Source organism: Grimontia sp. THUN1695, assembly GCF_059704325.2.
Window position 1 is genome coordinate 406,472 of record NZ_AP046576.1, and the last position, 18,743, is coordinate 425,214.

Annotated in this window: 15 protein-coding genes and 2 pseudogenes; 6 read left to right on the plus strand and 11 right to left on the minus strand. The window is 47.9% G+C overall.

Annotated elements, in window-relative coordinates; all coding sequences use genetic code 11:
- Positions 1–199 precede the first annotated feature (199 nt).
- Both AC6IB1_RS02030 and ylqF read left to right on the plus strand, forming a co-directional pair.
- Entirely contained in the window at positions 200–1,033 is an 834-nt protein-coding gene (locus AC6IB1_RS02030; protein ID WP_497566134.1) for an EAL domain-containing protein, read from the plus strand.
- Positions 1,034–1,202: 169 nt separating this feature from the next.
- Positions 1,203–2,147 (plus strand): ribosome biogenesis GTPase YlqF, encoded by a 945-nt coding sequence (ylqF, locus tag AC6IB1_RS02035; RefSeq protein WP_114995629.1) that lies wholly within the window; start codon positions 1,203–1,205, stop codon positions 2,145–2,147.
- Positions 2,148–2,247: 100 nt separating this feature from the next.
- Here ylqF and AC6IB1_RS02040 read toward each other — a convergent pair whose 3' ends face one another.
- From AC6IB1_RS02040 to AC6IB1_RS02060, 5 genes and pseudogenes are all read right to left on the minus strand, one after another.
- Positions 2,248–3,588: a TRAP transporter large permease gene (locus AC6IB1_RS02040; RefSeq protein ID WP_497566135.1), complete on the minus strand. Its 1,341-nt coding sequence runs from the start codon at positions 3,586–3,588 to the stop codon at positions 2,248–2,250.
- A 49-nt stretch (positions 3,589–3,637) separates the two neighbouring features.
- On the minus strand, positions 3,638–4,165 hold the full coding sequence (locus AC6IB1_RS02045; protein ID WP_497566136.1) for a TRAP transporter small permease: 528 nt from the start codon (positions 4,163–4,165) through the stop codon (positions 3,638–3,640).
- An 83-nt stretch (positions 4,166–4,248) separates the two neighbouring features.
- Positions 4,249–5,247, minus strand: a complete 999-nt coding sequence (locus AC6IB1_RS02050; RefSeq protein ID WP_497566137.1) for a TRAP transporter substrate-binding protein — start codon at positions 5,245–5,247, stop codon at positions 4,249–4,251.
- Between the two features lie 212 nt (positions 5,248–5,459).
- A pseudogene (locus AC6IB1_RS02055) lies at positions 5,460–6,791 on the minus strand (NAD(P)/FAD-dependent oxidoreductase); the annotation flags it as partial.
- Positions 6,788–7,882: pseudogene (locus tag AC6IB1_RS02060) on the minus strand (sulfoacetaldehyde acetyltransferase); the annotation flags it as partial. The pseudogenes AC6IB1_RS02060 and AC6IB1_RS02055, both read right to left, overlap by 4 nt.
- A 177-nt stretch (positions 7,883–8,059) precedes the next feature.
- On the opposite strand from AC6IB1_RS02060, the gene AC6IB1_RS02065 reads away from it, so the two are divergent.
- From AC6IB1_RS02065 to AC6IB1_RS02075, 3 genes are all read left to right on the plus strand, one after another.
- Positions 8,060–9,043: an AAA family ATPase gene (locus AC6IB1_RS02065; protein WP_497566138.1), complete on the plus strand. Its 984-nt coding sequence runs from the start codon at positions 8,060–8,062 to the stop codon at positions 9,041–9,043.
- Positions 9,040–10,788 (plus strand): cobaltochelatase CobT-related protein, encoded by a 1,749-nt coding sequence (locus AC6IB1_RS02070; RefSeq protein WP_497566139.1) that lies wholly within the window; start codon positions 9,040–9,042, stop codon positions 10,786–10,788. Before AC6IB1_RS02065 ends, AC6IB1_RS02070 begins: the two co-directional genes overlap by 4 nt.
- A 142-nt stretch (positions 10,789–10,930) precedes the next feature.
- On the plus strand, positions 10,931–11,728 hold the full coding sequence (locus tag AC6IB1_RS02075) for an IclR family transcriptional regulator (protein WP_497566140.1): 798 nt from the start codon (positions 10,931–10,933) through the stop codon (positions 11,726–11,728).
- A 9-nt stretch (positions 11,729–11,737) separates the two neighbouring features.
- Here AC6IB1_RS02075 and AC6IB1_RS02080 read toward each other — a convergent pair whose 3' ends face one another.
- Complete coding sequence (locus AC6IB1_RS02080; RefSeq protein ID WP_497566141.1) at positions 11,738–12,178, minus strand: hypothetical protein; 441 nt, start codon at positions 12,176–12,178, stop codon at positions 11,738–11,740.
- 202 nt (positions 12,179–12,380) lie between these two features.
- Complete coding sequence (locus tag AC6IB1_RS02085; RefSeq protein ID WP_005502690.1) at positions 12,381–12,743, minus strand: RidA family protein; 363 nt, start codon at positions 12,741–12,743, stop codon at positions 12,381–12,383.
- 254 nt (positions 12,744–12,997) lie between these two features.
- Between AC6IB1_RS02085 and AC6IB1_RS02090 the strand changes: the two genes are divergently transcribed.
- Positions 12,998–13,579: a YceI family protein gene (locus tag AC6IB1_RS02090; RefSeq protein WP_497566142.1), complete on the plus strand. Its 582-nt coding sequence runs from the start codon at positions 12,998–13,000 to the stop codon at positions 13,577–13,579.
- A gap of 158 nt (positions 13,580–13,737) precedes the next feature.
- Here the strand turns inward: AC6IB1_RS02090 and AC6IB1_RS02095 are convergent, their stop codons facing one another.
- The 4 genes from AC6IB1_RS02095 to nrdD all read right to left on the minus strand — a co-directional run bounded on the left by AC6IB1_RS02095 (position 13,738) and on the right by nrdD (position 18,367).
- Positions 13,738–14,922 carry an amino acid aminotransferase gene (locus tag AC6IB1_RS02095; RefSeq protein ID WP_497566143.1) on the minus strand — a complete coding sequence of 395 codons (1,185 nt, stop codon included), beginning with the start codon at positions 14,920–14,922 and terminating at the stop codon, positions 13,738–13,740.
- A gap of 124 nt (positions 14,923–15,046) precedes the next feature.
- Positions 15,047–15,580 carry an ATP-dependent zinc protease family protein gene (locus tag AC6IB1_RS02100; RefSeq protein WP_497566144.1) on the minus strand — a complete coding sequence of 178 codons (534 nt, stop codon included), beginning with the start codon at positions 15,578–15,580 and terminating at the stop codon, positions 15,047–15,049.
- Positions 15,581–15,765: 185 nt separating this feature from the next.
- Positions 15,766–16,236: an anaerobic ribonucleoside-triphosphate reductase-activating protein gene (gene nrdG / locus AC6IB1_RS02105; protein ID WP_497566683.1), complete on the minus strand. Its 471-nt coding sequence runs from the start codon at positions 16,234–16,236 to the stop codon at positions 15,766–15,768.
- 10 nt (positions 16,237–16,246) lie between these two features.
- Positions 16,247–18,367: an anaerobic ribonucleoside-triphosphate reductase gene (gene nrdD / locus AC6IB1_RS02110; protein WP_497566145.1), complete on the minus strand. Its 2,121-nt coding sequence runs from the start codon at positions 18,365–18,367 to the stop codon at positions 16,247–16,249.
- Positions 18,368–18,743 lie beyond the last annotated feature (376 nt).

Here is an 18,743-nt window from a genome sequence, read left to right on the forward strand (position 1 = left end):
TTGAGGCATGTACTACCGTGGTGAGACATCAACACCAGCGTCTTCCAACGTTATGATGGGAAGTGATTACCAACCGTTTGCCCAGTGATTACAGGCCCTCGGACAAGATCACAATAATCTACTCTTTGGATGATAGTTTGGTTGTCCCAAACAACCATTCGCGTAACATGGTTTTTAGTGATTAAGAGGTAAGGTCGTCGTGGTTAAGCACTTAAAAACACAATCAGAATTCGAAGCATGCCTACAATTTGACACCAATGGTGATGTAATGGGGGTCTTCAATGGATTGGAGTTTCGCAGTGTTTATCAACCCATTTACCGAGCGAATGGCACAGTATTAGGTTTCGAAGCGTTAGTGCGGGTGAAAACGCTCGACGGTGAGCCCGTCAACCCCGACTACATTTTCCGCTATCTTGAACAAAGCGATCCTGATTATGTCAACCAGGTCAGCATTGATAAACTCGCCCGCGTCATTCATCTGCGCAACTTCTGTACATATGCTGGCAACCATTCCATTTTCCTTAATATGCTACCGTCTTCCGCGGTGGCCTCTATTGAAACTTTTTCAAATCAAAACCTGATGCTAAAACGCCTCGCCGAGCTGGGGATTCAACGCCATCATGTGGTGCTGGAAGTGGTTGAGCACTTACATTCTGATACTGTCTCGCTGTCTGCTGCGACGACGCAATCCATCAACAATGGATTCCAGATTGCCATTGATGATTATGGCGTTGCCGGATCTGTAGAAATGCGTGCCCGAATGATACGACCCAGTCTGATAAAAATCGATCGCTCCCTGATGCAGCAATACATGCAAGGTGACGAAGAGGCCATGCTTAGAGCTATTGCCCTTGCCGAAGAAGTGAATGCAGAAGTCCTGGTTGAAGGGATTGAAAACCAGGAAGAATATAACGCCATGCGTACCCTGCATATCAACTACTTCCAGGGTTTCCATCTCGGTATGCCGCAGCGTCTTGAAGACTTCTTTGCCGAAACCCCCTCAATGCGTGGCCCACTCTTGAAAGTTGAGTGACGATTGGCCTTTTTCACCTTAACTGGACAACCACTGAACGCTCTGTCTGCCTTCCTCCAGTTAATTTTTCGTTCACCCCGGTTAAGTGCTAAAATCCCCGACCACTTTTCGTCGGGGCTCATTAGCCTAAAAACGGCGTATATACCGAATTACAAAGGCAATCATTCACATGATTAACAACTCCATCCAGTGGTTCCCGGGCCACATGCATAAAGCGCGTAAAGAAATTGAAGAAGTGATACCCAAGATTGACGTGATCATTGAGGTATTGGATGCACGCATTCCTTTCAGTAGCGAAAACCCAATGATTCGCCGTATCCGTAAAGACAAACCCGTTATTAAAGTACTGAATAAGCGCGATTTGGCCGATCCGGAAATGACGGCTCTTTGGCTGGAACACCTTGAAAAAGAACAAGGCGTTAAAGCCATGGCCATTACCACAGAACACGCCAGCGAAGTGAACAAAATCATGGATCTTTGCCGCAAGCTTGCCCCGCACCGCGAGGAAATAGGCAAAAATATTCGCACCATGATCATGGGTATCCCGAACGTGGGTAAATCTACCATTATCAATACATTAGCTGGCCGTGTTGTGGCAAAAACCGGTAACCAACCAGCGGTAACACGCCAACAGCAGCGCATTAACCTGCAAAATGGCGTAGTGCTGTCAGATACGCCGGGAATCCTGTGGCCGAAAGTAGAGAATCCCCACAGTGGGTTCCGCCTTGCCGCAACCGGTGCAGTAAAAGACACCGCCATGGAATACGATGAAGTCGCGTTTTACACCGTGGAATACCTGGCAAAAGCGTATCCAGAGCTGCTGAAAAAACGCTACAACATTGAAGAGCTGCCAGAAACCGAAGTGGAACTGATGGAAGCCATTGGCGAGAAGCGCGGCTGTTTACGTTCAGGCGGCCGTATTGATCTGCACAAGGCATCCGAAATCCTCATTAATGACCTTCGAAACGGCGCATTGGGTCTTATCACCCTTGAGCATCCAGCGATGATCAGCCAGGAGCTGATAGAAGTGGAAGAAGCTGCGGCGCGTAAGGCGGAAGAAAAAGCCAGACACAAAGAAGAGCGCCGTAAGCGATATTTGAAGAATAAACGCTGAGTGAGCCCCAGGCATTGAGGCTCTGAGATGACGATTGCAAAGCCCCGCGAATGCGGGGTTTGGCATATTTATTGGCGCCGAGCCATCCGGCAAAGCTGCCTTACGAACCCACCAATGAAGGAAGCCACAGAGTCAGTTGCGGGAAGAACGCAATCACAAAAACACCCAGTACGGACGCAACAACGAAGGGATGAATGCGTGACGTGATCTGCTCAACGCTCGACCCACCTATCCCGGAAGCGACAAAAATATTTTCCCCTAAAGGGGGTGTGGCAAAGCCAATGGATAACGTACACACCACAACGATACCAACGTGCGTGGGATCGGCTCCCAACATATACATAATCGGCAGTAACACAGGGACGATGATCATGATGGCTGCCAGTGTCTCCATAAACATACCGATAAAAAGCAGTAGCATGATGGTCAGCGCCCAAACCAGATACATGTTGTCTGTCACGCTCAATAGGGCATCAGCGACATGAACCGGTATTCGCTGTTCAATGAGAAGACGGCCAAATACCGTGGCAGCGAAAAGAATGAGCAGAACCCGTCCGGTAATCCATGTTGTGGTTGTCAGGGACTTTAAGACATTTTTAATCTTTAATTCTCTATGCAGAAAAAAGCCAACAAACAGCGAATAGAAAATAGCTACCACTGCAGACTCAGTCGGCGTAAAAATACCGCTGTAAATCCCGCCCAATATAAGAAAAGGTGCGAGAATAGACCATATCCCACGGCGCAAGGATTGGTTAATGTCGGGTAACGACCAAGACTCCACCAGCCCTTTATAGCCTCGGCGTTTCGAGATGTAGTAGTTAGTGCAAATAAGGGTGGATGCCATGATCAACCCGGGGATCACACCTGCGATAAACAGCTTGGGAATGGAGACAGAATCAAATTCGCCATGCAAAGAGATGGCCTCTGGCGGTGCCATCAACCCCATCGCGGAAATACCGAAAATCACAATGGGAATAGAGGGTGGAATAATAATGCCAAGGCCACCGCTCGCCGCGGTCACGGCTGAGGCGTAACTGGGTTCATATTCACGTTTTACCATGGCGGGTATCATCAACATACCCACAGCGGCAGTGGTGGCCGGGCCCGAACCCGATATCGCGCCAAAGAAAAGACAAGCAAACACCGTCGCCGCTCCCAGCCCTCCAGTCACCGGGCCCGCCATGTTTTCAGCAATATCCACCAAGCGGCGTGATATACCAGATGCTTCCATTAACGCACCCGCCAACACAAATGACGGCAACGCCATCAACGGAAAATTTCCCACAGAAGTAAACGCTATCTGCACCAGCGCAATGGGATTTTTGTCCAATATAAGGTATGCCGCCATCGAAGCGCCGGCTAACGAGACAGTGATGGGCGCACCGAGCACCAGAAGAATGAAAAAACCACCGAATAAAATGAGCATTAAATAGGCTTCCATAACTTCGCGTCCTTTCTCTCAATGATGTCCCTGTGCACCTTATGGCAGCTTAGGATCGTCCTTTGTTTTTGCTGAGCTTCCGTAACTCTTCTACCTCAGGATCATCGTGTTCAATCCCTTTTATGCGATCGACAAGGTTCCATAGAATTCTTATCGACATAAGCAAAAACGCGATGGGTAGGATCAAGTAGATATACTTCATTGGAATTCCAGTCGTTTGGGATTTCCAAAACAGATTCATTTTGTTGAACACAAAGTCGTAGCTGAGGTAAACAAAGTACATGTTGAACGCGATCCAGAGCAGATCGGCGATGGTTTCACAAACCGTTTTCACCATAGGTGGAAAATAGTTGAAGTGAAAACTGACCCGGTTATGGGCAGACATCTTCGCCGCAACCACAGCACCAAAGTAAGTAAACCAAACAAACAGGTACGTCGCGACTTCATCTCCCCAAGGAATGGAGTATTGAAAAAACTGCCTGACAATAATTTGTGTAAACAACAACGTCACAAATATCGCCAAAAATAAGCAGCAGATGTATTTAAGGTGACTACGCATTTTGGACATGATGGGCATGCTCTTACTCTCAACATTCAGGGTCTAAAAGTCAGATTACCGCTACGTCAACCGGACGCTTCCACACCCGATTGACAGGTCAGTTACCGGCCCAGTTGTTTTAGTGCGTTATCCAGTTTCTCTTTGCCTCCAATGCTGTTGTAAAATTTAGGCCAAACGACCTTGGTCACACTGTCAATCCACGCTTTCTCATTATCTGCTGGCTCAACGATTTCCATCCCCTTGACGACCAGCTCTTTCTTAATCCGTGCTTCCGTGTTGTGGAGAAACGCAAAGCTATGTGCCGTCGCGTCATGACCGGCTTCCAGAATGGCCTTTTGCATGTCAGGTGACTGAGCCTGGAACACCGACTCGCTGATGATCAGAGGCTCCATCGAGAAGATATAACGGAGATTCGTCACGTACTTTTGCACTTCATTGAACTTCATAGCAGAAATAGTGATGTAGGGATTGTCCTGTCCATCAACCACGCCTTGTTGTAGGCCAGTAAATGTCTCTGACCACGCCATGGGGGTTGGGTTGATCCCAAGCGCCTGATAAGACGCAATCATGATTTCATTACGGGGCACCCGGATAACCAGGCCTTTAAGATCGTCAGGGGTTTTGACTGGACGTTTGGAATTGGTCAGGACGCGAAACCCTGAATAGGCCCATCCGATAATTCTGACCCCCGCATCCCGGATGGTGTTCTCGACCAGCTCTTTCCCGATATCCCCCTGTGTCAGCAGTTTTGCTTCTTCCGCCGACTGAATCACGTAAGGAAGCGTTAGCAAACCGACAGTTGGAGAAAACGGTGTCACGTTGTTAATGGCCAACACAGAAAAATCGAGCAAGCCAATCGCCGCATTGTTCACGGTATCTTGCTCGGTACCCAATTGCCCATTCGGAAAAAGGTCAACCTTGGCTTTACCCCCTGTTTTTTCACTGAGCTTTTCAGCAAACGTTTTACCCAGCTCCCACTGCGTGCCACCGGCAGCATCACCCAGCGCCATTTTAAATGTCTGTGCCGATAAACCCGGAGCCATTAGGACCATGCAAAAAGCCGTGACAATTGCGAGGACATTGTTTCGAATACATTTCATGACGTTAACCTCTTAACTTAATGTGTTAATTCTCACTTTCCTCGGGTGTCAGCCACCTAACAAAGGGGCAAAAACGTTACGTTGAATGTCAATATATTGCGTCCGGGCCACTTCAAACGGAGGCTCTGTATACCCAAACTACCTGAAATTACGGATCGTTTAAGTTGGGAACGCAGTGTTCAATTTGGCACTTGAACGCCGGTTGTTGACAGCTAAAGCACCTCATCTTTCAGGTGATACCAGCGGTAAAGAAAACGCTGTCCAAGGCGCCGAAATGGCGCAAAATACGCTGATTCAATCACTTCCCTGACATTGGGATACGGTAATCTTGACTGGAAAATAGGCAGGTTTAGCTCCCCGGTATCACCCGCAATCCATTGTGCCAGCCGCTTTCCAGCCTGAGCGGAATACATCACCCCGTTGCCACCATACCCCAATGCGTAATAGAGGCTTTCTGAGGCATCCGGCCGGAAGATTCTGGGCATCATGTCGTGGCTGACATCCACCCACCCCCACCAGGAATAATCAATACCGATCCCCTTTAAAGCAGGAAACTTGCGGACCATATCCGCATACAACTTATCCTCATATTTTTGTTTGGGCGCATCGATACCGGTAATGGCGCTGCGCGAGCCAATCTGCAACCGGTTATCAGGAAGCAGCCGGTAGTAATGTCGCAATACCCGGGTATCAGTGATGATTTGTGTGGTCTTAAAATTACATGCTTCCAATTCTGTGGGTGTCAGGGGCCGTGTCACCATGGAATTTGACAGGATAGGCAACAAGCGGTTTTTCAATTGTGCATGGAGTGTCTGGGACGTATATCCGCCCGTCACAAGTCCAACAGCCTGGGCTTTTACTGTACCGTGTGGCGTTTGTAGGTAATGGACGCCCTTTCGTGTTTCCCATCCGGTGACGGGTGTGGCTGGGTGCACCTTCACCCCTAAAACCCGCGCTTTTTTCAGATAACCAAAGGCCAACTTACCTGCATGTATGCCAATCCCTTCTGGCTCATGCAAGGCACCCGCCGCTTCCCTATCATTGACATACTTTTCTTTGACTGTCTGAGCGTCAAAGATCTGGGCGTCATAACTGAAAGTTTCACGCAGCAGGCGGGCTTCCTTTTCCAATCCGGGCATCATCTTCGCACGGTGGGCAATATAAAGGTGTCCGCCGGGCTGGGGGTCACAATCAATGTCTTTGATCAGCGACTTAAAATTTTCCATACCTTCAACACACTCCTGGTGCATGCGAAGTGCCGTGTCCAATCCCCACCGTTTTATCCATTGCGATCGTTTTAGACGACCTGACGCACACTGGGCCTGACCGCCATTTCGGGTGCTACACCCCCAACTGGTGCGGTTTGCTTCTAAAACCGTTGCGCGAATGCCGTAGTTCTGTGCCAGAAAAATGGCTGCGGTGAGCCCGGTAAATCCTGACCCTACAATGACAACATCGGCATCCGTGTCACCGGGCAAAGGCCCATCGTCTTGCGGAGGAGGGCCTGCTGTCCCAATCCAGTAAGAAGGCGCGTAATCCCGGCCTTTTCCCGCTTCATAATGCCTAAGCGTGCTTCCTTGTTGGCATCACAGGCCAATTCACGGCTATTTAAACGCCCGGTCAGTGCAACAGCGGCCGCTTTCGCATCACCACAGATACCAACAGAGATTTTCTTCACCAAACCCAGCATTTTGTTGTCGGCATCAATCTGGATGATTTTGGCGTTTGTTGGCCAGTAATCGAGGCCATGCTGTGGCAACGTACCAAACGGCCCAAGACGGGAGCCCAGGGCAACGACAACATCTGCTTGCGAGATCAATTTCATCGCTGCTTTTGAGCCTTGATAGCCCAATGGACCACACCATTGCGGATGAGAGGCGGGGAAGGAATCATTGTGCAGATAGCTGTTAACGACTGGCGCGCCTAAACGTTCTGCCAACGCTTTACATTCTTCAACCGCATCGGCCATCACAACACCACCGCCTGAAATGATCACGGGGAACTTGGCGTCAGCAAGGATATCAGCAGCCTGATTCAGGCTGTTTTCACCACCTGGTCCCCGGTCCAGACGGGCAGGTTTTGGAATTTCACAGTTAATTTCGCCATAAAAGTAATCGCGCGGAATATTGAGTTGTGTCGGGCCCATTTCACTCATCGCCCGATCAAAGCAACGTCCGGTGTATTCCGCCATTCTTGCTGGATGGGTGACATGCCCTTGGTATTTGGTGAATTCCTGAAACATTGGGAGCTGGTTGCATTCCTGAAACCCTCCCAACCCCATTGTCATGGTGCCGGTTTCCGGTGTGATCATCACCACAGGGCTATGAGCCCAGTAAGCCGCCGCAATCGCGGTAACACAGTTACTGATCCCCGGGCCATTCTGGCCAATCACTACACCATGGTTACCTGACACACGCGAGTAACCATCTGCCATGTGCGCCGCCCCCTGCTCATGAACCACGGGGATCATTTCAATCCCGGCTGGCGCAAAGATGTCCATGGCATCCATAAACGCCGACCCCATGATGCCAAACATCGTTGTGACATTGTTTGCGACCAGTGTTTCCACAAATGCTTCTGATGGCGTCATCTTGGTTGGACCTTCAACAACGGTGCGCATCGTTGATTCGCTCATAAAGCCTCCTTGCTATATTTCATATAATGGAATTAAATATTTCATATTTTAGAATATAAAATTAAGCTAGTACTGTATGGATGATTAATCAATAAAAATTTCAAATAGCGAAACAAACGATATTTAAAATCTCACCATCGAGAACCCATCGCTGAAGGGCGAACTCAAGGAGGAAGGATGCAGACAACAACACAACAAAGACCAGATATCCTGGTGTCTGCCAGGGAAGTATTTGGTATCGACACCCGCTTACGGGTTCCTGCATTCTCAGCAGGTAATGAGCTGGTGCCTAAAATCGATCCTGAATACGTGTTCAATCCCGACGTCACCATGGCTATCCTTGCTGGCTTCACATACAACCGACGAACTCTGGTTCAAGGGCTTCACGGCACGGGCAAATCCATCCACATAGAGCAGGTTGCAGCCCGGCTAAACTGGCCTTGCATGAGAGTTAACCTGGATGGGCACATCAGCAGGCTGGATCTGGTAGGTAAAGACACCCTCGTCGTCCGTGAGAACAAACAGATAACAGAATTTCAAGATGGCATTTTGCCTTGGTCAGCCACCCGTCCTATTGCTCTGATCCTCGATGAGTACGATGCGGGCAGGCCTGATGTCATGTTTGTTATTCAGCGTTTGCTTGAGAAAGAGGGAAAGCTTGTCTTGACGGATAAAAACCGGGTAATCGAACCACACCCGTCATTCCGACTCTTTGCAACAGCCAACACGGTGGGGTTGGGGAATTTGCAGGGTTTGTATCATGGCACTCAGGTGTTAAACCAAGCCCAGATTGACCGATGGAACCTTGTTGTCACGCTTAATTACCTGGCGCCAGAAACCGAAGCCGATATTGTCCTTGCGCGTGTTCCTTCTAAAAACACAGAACGGGGGCGAAAACTCGTTGCCCAAATGGTCGAAATCGCCAACCTGACACGCAGCGCCTTTTCAACCGGCGATATCTCTACGCTGATGTCTCCACGAACGGTGATCACCTGGGCAGAGAATTGCGAAATATTCACCGATCCCAAGGTTGCGTTTCGCCTCACTTTTCTCAACAAATGTGACGAAGCCGAGTGGCCATTAATTAACGAGCTCTATCAACGCTGCTTCAACGAAGAGGCGCTGGATGATGCTGTTTCACTGACTGGCACGGAAAAATGAAAAAAAGCATCCTCAGCGAACCACCACTTTTCACCCGCGCTGAGCAGCACAGGCGCGAGCTGACACTGGCAACCATTCGCTCTGAGACAGGCAATCCTGATCTCAGGTTCCGGGGAGAACATCTTTACCAAGGGCATACTTTTATACCGATAGCAGCCTCCCACCTTCAGCCCCATGACTTTTGCGATGATATTCAGGCGCTTCGTGGGCGTGCCGATGCCATTTCTGCACGCCTTATGCTGAGTGATGTAAAAGTCCATCAATCAGCAATGCCAGTCGATCCTATCGCACGCATGCTCTTTGATCTGCTGGAGCAATACCGCACCGAAGCCCTGTATGGCCAAAGCCATCAGCTGGGCGTACGAGAAAATCTTCGCTACCGGTTTGACACCTGGAGTCAACAGGTGCTGCATGCAAACCTTACTGAATCCAGACTCGGCATTCTGATATTTACGGTGATCCAAACCGTCCGATCACGCCTTTTTTCAACACCTGTAGACTCAGAGATTGAAAATACCATCGAAGCCACACGCGCCGGGATCGTATCCGATATCGGCGCTGAACTTTCCGGTCTTCGCCGTCATATTGCATCTCAAAAAAACTATGCTTCCTTTGCTTTAATGCTGTCCGAGAAAATATCAAAAATGATCAATAAGAGTGAGTGGAACGATGGGAAAGACGAAAAAACACAACAACGATTCAACGCCTTCCCCCTGTTACTCAGCACCGATATCGAGACTGACAACACCGGCGCATCAGCCCATGGTGAAAACAATTCGTCATTTGAGGCAAACTTTCCCTCTTACCAGGTATTTAATCGTGAATTTGATACTGAGATCGATGCGTGTACCTTGATCAGAAAAGCGCAGCTGGAAGCATTCCGTGCATATCTTGATAAGCGCTTTAACCATCTGGGGCTTAACGTGCGGGAAATGGCCCGGCGGCTGTTGCTCTGTTTAAGTCAACCGACACGGGATGGATGGCAATTTGATGAAGAAGAAGGGCATATCGACGGAAGCCATCTTACCCAGGTCGTCTCGTCCCCTATGGAGAGGCGTATTTTCGTCAAAGAACGTTTCATTAACAAACCTGATTGCGCAGTGTCGATATTGATTGACTGTTCCGGCTCCATGAGGCAACACATTGAAAACATTATCCATCTTGTGGATGGATTGATCAGGGCACTCGGCCTCGGAGGTGTGAGTACAGAAGTGCTGGGATATACCACCAATACGTGGCATGGTGGCCGTCCTTATAAACAATGGCTTACGACAGCTCAAACGCCGATGCCCGGCAGAATGAATGAGATTTGCCATCTCATTTTTAAAGATGCCGCGACAGATTGGCGGCAAGGCTCCAGACATATCGCAGCGCTGATGAAAGGAGACATTTTCCGTGAGGGTATCGATGGCGAAGCCATCGAATGGGCATGTTCAAGGTTACAGCAATCAGACGCATCAAAACGTATCTTGCTGGTTCTATCTGATGGCAGCCCAATGGACACAGCAACCCATCTAGCCAACGGTGACGCCTATCTGGACAATCACCTCAAACAGGTGATCACCAGCAGGGAAAAACAGGGAGACAGCATTGCAGCAATCGGTGTCGGCGTGGATCTCAGCCGCTTCTACCCGCTTAGCTTAACCCTGGATAACGATTTTCAACCCGATAGCACAACGTTCAACGACATCATTGCACTTATCAGTGCATTGGTAAGGAAGAAACCAGAAACAAAACACCATTGAGAGAGGTTGCAACAACAACTGCCCGATTTACAGAAGCCAAGTTATCCGCAAATACAGGGTGCTAAATTTCATTTTCCAAGATGATTTGTTGTCATTTTCAAGAATTCTGATATACATGTGTGTATATAAGGAAGGTATAGCCATGAAAACCCAGAATAAATCTAACATCAAGGTTGTGGACGGCGACACGCCGACTCTGCGCTTATTTTCTTTGTTGGAACTCATTGCCCAAAAAGATGCGTTTTTTTCACTTCAAGATCTTACTGAAGAAACCAGTATCCCAAAACCTTCATTGCACCGAATGCTCCAACAGTTGGAAAGCGCAGGCATCATCCAGCGTGATGGCGATGAACGCCATTATGGCAAAGGGGCAAGATTGCGTCATTTGGCAGAAAATGTGCTGTTAAATTCAACAACCCATAGCGCCAGACACCAAGTGCTAAGCCAGTTGCGGGATGAAGTTGGAGAAAGCTGTAATCTCACTTCCCTGTCTGGCGGAGAGGTCATTTATGTTGACCGCGTTGAAACAGAAGCGCCGCTGCGTTTCCATTTACACCCAGGCTCGCGGGTACCGGTCCATTGCTCAGCAACGGGCAAGCTATTTTTGGCAAACATGACACCGTCACAACGCCGCAGACTTCTAGGCAATTCGGACATGACAGCCTTCACCGAGAAAACCATTACTGATATTCCGTCTTTGGAAAAAGAATTGGAAAACGTCAGAATGTGTGGTTATGCCATCGACAATGAAGAATTCCTGCCCGGCTTGCTATGTGTAGCAGTCTTGGTTCCTTCAAAACGTGGAAGATCGAACCTGGCTGTCGCTATCCAAGCACCGATCATGCGACTAAAAGCAGAACAGGCCTTACATTTCTTGCCAGCCCTGCAAAGAGCTTCCCAGGCATTTGCCAAGATTGAAGAAGAAAGCTGGGGGGAGTAAAATGAAGGCCTACCCAAGCTCACCTAACACCCAAGCACATACTTCCGTTGTGGTCAACTTTTCCAATTTTACCACGGAGAGATTGTAGCCTCTGATATGCGTCAACAGTGCGGGTAAATGGGCGACAATATTTTCATTGCAGGACATATAGAGACGTTTACTGGTTTCAACAGCAACATCAACCAGTTTTAACAGATCACTGGTTTTCAGCAGATGGGCATCATCAACCGCGATAAACGGGCAGTCACGCTCATAGATAGCCCTCCATTCTACTTCTGTAATCGTGGTGTCACCGCCGCAGTACGCAAGCTTGGCTTTAGCAATATCAACAGTAAATGGTGTGTCGCCGTACTGTTCAACGAGAAATTTGGTTTTACCTGACCGGTTTGGACCTACGATAAGACTGATGTCATGAAGCTTGAGTTGGTTTTCGACTTTGTGCCAGAGCATGTTTTCCCTATATGCAACTGAATACGTTTGAAGAAAGTTTATCTTATTCGTATTTCATGTATACCCAAACAGCATGAAGTTGAGTTATGCATGTCTAATTTAACAACCCTTTCCATTATCAAAACGAGACTCAGATAGCCATCTTTGTCTCGTTTTGAAGCCCAAATGCCTCACAACAGATGAGGCATTTTACCGGAAATGTTTACTGAAATTCTTCTCCGGCAGCGGCAACAAAAGCCATCTCAACCAGATAATCCGGATCAGCCAACTCCGCTTTCACACACGCGCGACTTGGTGCAGTGCCAGGCTCAAACCAGTTATCCCACACTGCATTCAGCGCTGGCAGGTTGTCAAAATCCGTGATGTAGATTGTCACAGACAGGATACGGGTTTTGTCTGATCCAACACTCGCCAGCATTTCTTCTGCCTGTGCCAGAACCTGCTCAGTCTGACCTTTGATATCTGCATTCAGATCACTTTCAGGTACTTCAACGAAGTGTGCAATGCCATTGAATACGGTGACATCTGACCAGCGGTTTGTCGGATTAATTCGATGTATTTTCATTGAGCTACTACCAGATTAAGTTCGATATCACATAGTAACAGAATCTATTTCTTTGCGTCATCACTATTATCACGTCTATTTATTGGGACAAACTAAAATAAACACGTTATCCCTTCTGTTTTAATTATGACCCATGTAAAACATATTTACTCTCAATCAAAATCTCAAAACACCATAATCAAAATAAAGCATTGTACATGTGTTAAGTGCTCAGGTACGATATTTAAAAACAGTACAAAACAAGGAAAAGTAAAATGAAGCTTTCTACATCTTCAGTTATTTTAGCATTCACTTTAATACCTTCGCTTTCTTTTGCTGCAAATAAATATACCGTGGATTCTGATGCGTCTTCGATCAGTTTCGCTACCATCAAAAAATCGTATATCGTAGAACCAGCAACACTCGGTGGTATTAAAGGCAATGTTGATGAAACGGGGCATTTTAGCATTACTGTCCCATTTTCTTCATTATCCACAGGTATTCCTATCCGCGACGAACGTCTAAACGATCTTTTCTTTGAAACGAAAAACTTCCCAATGTTAAGCGTGGAAGGCACCGTCTCTATGTCCGATTTGGACAAATCTAATGCGCTGTTACAGCAAGCCATTCCAGCCAAAGTAACCTTGTTTGGGAACACCCAAGATGTCACGTTGAATATGAATATTATTAAATCAGAGGATGATATATTCGCATTCACTTATAAACCTGTCATTATTAATGGTGCTACATTCGGTATCCCTGAAGAAAATCTTAAGAAAGTTGCTGAAACCGTTGGAAATATCGCTATTTCTGATACTGTGCCTGTGAATGTCAACTTGATATTTAGAGAAAAATAAATCGAAATTAAATATTCCAAGCTATTTAAGCATACTTAGGAATAAAATACATTTCTGTATAGAATAAAAGAAGCCAGCAACTGCTGGCTTCTTTCTTTATTTCATGCTGTTAGTCCAAGCAACCAACCTCTGAATTCAATCATCTTCAGGTCATTTGTCTATCTGGTGACGGCCACTAACGCATCTGCCAAATAGTTAATACGTGACTCAGTCAGGCCTGCCACATTAATGCGGCTGTCACCCACAACGTAGATGCCAAACGTTTCACGCAATCTGCAAACTTGCTCTTGGGTCAGCCCCAACATAGAGAACATGCCTTTGTGTTGTTTGATAAAATCAAAACGGTTGTCGCCAGTGCGCGCTGCCAGTGCCGCACTTAACCCTTTACGCAAGGTCACGATACGGCCACGCATTGCATCAAGTTCTTCTTTCCATTGTTTGGTGAGATCATCACTGGTCAGGATCGTTTCCACAATGGCGGCACCATGATCAGGTGGCATGGTGTAGGTCGCACGCGCCAACTGGAGAATACGGCCTTTGGCATTCTCCGCTTCCTGGGCATTTTTTCCAATCACTATCGCAGCCCCCGTACGTTCACGGTACAAACCAAAGTTCTTTGAGCAAGACGTTGCGATTAACATTTCTTCCACCGAATCTGCCAGCAGGCGAAGGCCATAGGCATCCTCTTCCAATCCATCCCCAAAGCCCTGATAGGCAATATCAACAAACGGAGTGAAACCCTTTTTCTGCGCCAGTTGATTGATGGCCTGCCAATGTTCAGAACGGATATCCGCACCGGTAGGGTTATGGCAACACCCGTGCAGCAACACCACATCATCAGGGCCCGCTGTAGCGAGCGTATCCAGCATGGCATCGGCATCAACCTGTTTAGTTTCAGTATTAAAGTACGGGTAAAACTTTACGGTAAGGCCTGCAGCTTCCATAACAGGCTTATGGTTGACATAACTTGGGTTGCTGATCCATACCGTAGAAATGGGCTTGGCCAGATACATCAAGTCTGCCAGCATACGCAAAGCACCGCTTGCCCCCGGCGTTTGAACCGCAGCACTACGCGTGTATCCATCGGTACCTTTCAGAAGCAAATCGATCATTGCCTTGTTATACACTTCGCTGCCTGCAAGACCGACATAGCTTTTGGTCGTTTGGGTATCAGCCAATTGGCGTTGCGCAGCTTTTACCGCCTGCATAATCGGTGTTTGTCCCTCACTGTCTTTATACACACCAATACCAAGGTCCATTTTGTCGGTGCGCGTGTCTTCACGAAAAGCGACGGATAGAGACAAGATAGGATCCTGTTGTGCGGGAGAGAGCAAATCTAACATTCGATAACTTCCTTATTAAACGACAATATCTGGATTACATTACTAAAAGTTCAGCGCCACGCAACTAAAAAAGCGCAACGTATGACCTGTTGCGCTTTTGGCGGTAATATCGCCAAACAAGGGGTTATTTTTTGAGTTTTTCTGGTTTTGGCTGCACATATTTTCGGCTGACATCAACCACCGCAACCCCCTTCAAATACGTACGACCAAGCAAGACAGGATAATTCAGATGATGCCTGTCACGCAGGGTAAACTCTGTATTTTCGGTAAAATCACCAATGGTGATAGGCATCTCAACCACATAACGACGATCATAACCTTGCGCGCTGGATTGAATGATACGTACTGTCCTGACAACCGGGAGCCTGATTATATTACTCTTCTTATTGTCATGCGCCAGACGGAAACTGACCCACTCTTCACCATCATGCTCAAACTCCTGAATATCAATGGCACTGATTGAAGAGGTTGTCGCGCCGGTATCGATACGTGCTTTGGCAACCACATCAATAATATCTACCCTCACCCACTCTTTTTCACCCATCACCAGTTTACCGTCAGGGAGGCGCTCATAATCCTGAGAGGCCTCGTTGGGCTGGGCAAAAGAAAATGGACTGAGGATAATAAGTAGAAAAAAAGCTGCAATACGCTGTTTCATTGCGGAGTCCTTATAGTTAAAGCAAATGCAAAGGCGTGGACAATGTGGAGTTACAAAAACGGTTGATTGTTACGTCAGGTTAGCTGAGCTTACTAAGTGTTAACTTCCCCAGAGGTGAGAATAACAGAACGACGCCGCAATTAAGCGGCGTTGGTGAAGCATATTAAATGATCGGAAGGCGTTTGTTAACGTGACGTCAAACGGTGAACAACCTGGTTGGCACTTCCCCGCCAGGGAAGCGAGGGATCGGCCAATGCCTGTTCAAACTTTCCATCTACCAGCACATCGATGTATGACACCACCTCCTGCTGTGCCTCACTCAGGCTCGCCAGCGTATACCCCGTCCACATCCAGATATCTTTGCCTTCGCATTCTGCTTTTACGCGCTGAACCAGTTTCAACACACTGGGCAAGTTCGCAGGAAATAAAGGATCGCCGCCACTGAGCGACAATCCACGGCGCTTAATACGAGTGTCATTCAGATCGGCAATAATGCGATCTTCCATCTGCTGGTCAAACGGCTCGCCAGATGAGGGCGACCATGTACTTTGGTTATAACACCCCCGACATTGGTGCTCACACCCTGAGACAAACAGAGTGCAGCGAGTCCCTTCACCGTTAACCACATCGACAGGATAGTATTGGTGGTAGTTCATTTTCATTCACTTACATATGTTTAACGCGACGTTTCACCTCTTCTTGCTTCCCGTCGTTAAACGGGCGCGCATCCGGGCTGCCCAGATAGCCGCATACGCGGCGGGTTACGGACACTTTGGTCGAATCATGGTTGCCACAGCGTGGGCACACAAAGCCTTTACTTGAGCAATCAAATTCGCCGGTAAAACCGCATTCATAGCATTCGTCAATCGGCGTGTTAGTCCCGTAGTAAGGCACACGCTCGTAGCTGTAATCCCACACGTTTTCCAGCGCTTCGATGTTGTGTTGGATATTCGGGTATTCGCCGTAACAGATAAATCCGCCGTTTGCGATCGCAGGATACGCCATCTCAAAATCAATCTTGTCGTACGGATTCACTTTCTTTTCTACATCGAGGTGGAAACTGTTGGTGTAGTACCCCTTATCAGTCACCCCATCAATCACACCAAACTCTTTTGCATCAATTTTGCAAAAACGGCTACACAGGTTTTCACTTGGCGTGCTGTACAGGCTGAAGCCGTAGCCAGTTTCTTCTTTCCAGCTGTCTGTTGCAGCTTTCAGGTGTTTAACGATATCCAACGCTTTCTCGCGAAGGACTTCTGAGTCATAAACATGTTCTTCGGTGCCGTACAGTGCATTAATGGTTTCATGAATACCGATGTAGCCGAGGGAAATCGACGCGCGGCCATTTTTAAAGATTTCGCTGATATCATCGTCCGGGTTCAGGCGAACGCCGCATGCCCCTTCCATATACAGGATCGGTGCAACACGCGCTTTCACCCCCTGCAGACGGGCAATACGGGTATCCAGCCCTTCTCGTGCCACGGCCAACACTTCATCCAGCAGTTTGTAGAAGTTTTTTTCACAACCATTGGCACGAATGGCAATGCGTGGCAGGTTAATTGACACCACGCCAAGGTTGTTGCGGCCTTCATGGATCAGTTCACCGTTTTCTTCGTATGCAGACAGGAAGCTACGACAGCCCATCGGCGTTTTGAACGAGCCCGTCACTTCAACCACACGATCAAAGTTCAGGATGTCCGGATACATGCGCTTGGACGCACATTCCAATGCAAGCTGTTTGATGTCGTAGTTTGGCTCACCTGCTTTCAGGTTCAGGCCCGATTTCAGGCTAAACACCAGTTTCGGGAAGACGGCGGTTTTGCGGTTTTTGCCAAGACCAGCAATGCGGTTGCGTAAAATGGATTCTTGAATAAGGCGCGCAGACCAGGATTCACCCAGACCAAAACCGAACGTCACAAATGGGGTTTGTCCGTTTGCGGTGTGTAGGGTGTTGACTTCATATTCCAGCGATTGAAATGCGTCATAACACTCTTTTTCCGTGCGGGCACGGGCATAGGCTTCGGCATTGGGAATATCCCATTCGCGTGCGACCATCAGGTGCTTTTCGTAGCTGATTTCGACATACGGCGCCAGAACTTCATCAATACGGTTGATGGTGGTGCCACCGTAAATATGGCTCGCTACCTGCGCGATGATTTGTGCAGTAACGGCGGTGGCAGTCTGGATTGATTTCGGGGTATCGATTTCCGCGTTCCCCATCTTGAAACCATGAGTCAGCATATTTTCAAGGTCAACCAACATGCAGTTGAACATCGGGAAAAACGGTGCGTAATCCAGATCGTGATAGTGAATGTCACCCTGCTCATGGGCACGCACGACATTTTTCGGCAGCATGTACTGCTTGGCGTAATGTTTCGCAACAATACCCGCCAGCAAATCACGCTGGGTTGGGATCACCTTACTGTCTTTGTTCGCATTCTCATTGAGGATGTCTGAGTTGGTTTGTTCAACCAAGCCCCGGATCTCGTTGCTCAAACGGCTTTTTTTCTCGCGAATGCTGTCACGGTCGTGGCGGTACTCAATGTATGCACGCGCCACGGCTTTGTAAGGGCCGGCCATCAGATGGTTTTCTACGGCATCCTGAATCTGGTGGATATCCACCTCTTCATCGCGCATGAATTGCGCCAGAACGCCATCTGCAACGGCTGCTGCGTAAGCTTCATCCATGTCTTCTACTGCAAACGCCGCACTCATAACTGCATCTTTAATACGTTGGCGCTCGAAAGGTACGCGGCCTCCATCGCGTTTGATGACAACAGGTTTCACAAGTAGCTCCTCAAAAAAACGGCCCTATTCAGTGCAGGGAGAGAAAGACGACACAACCACAGTTTCATGGTCGGTGTAAGTATGGAAACGTAGCCAGCTATATATCCCGAAAAACGCGTAATTTCACGTTAATTGACCGATATCAAACAAGGATTACGCAAAATCCTCACGGCCTGCATACAAATGTGAATGGCGTCAACAAATACCAAATATGGGTAAATTTAAAGCTAAGACTACAATATGTGGTGCATTAGACCGCTGGGATGCCTTTGATACTTTGATTTAGATCATGGCTAGGGGGCATGCGATTTTTATCTATTCGATTAGTGTGGACGACCTTCAATAAATGAAAAAATAGCGCTCCAAATTGCTACTG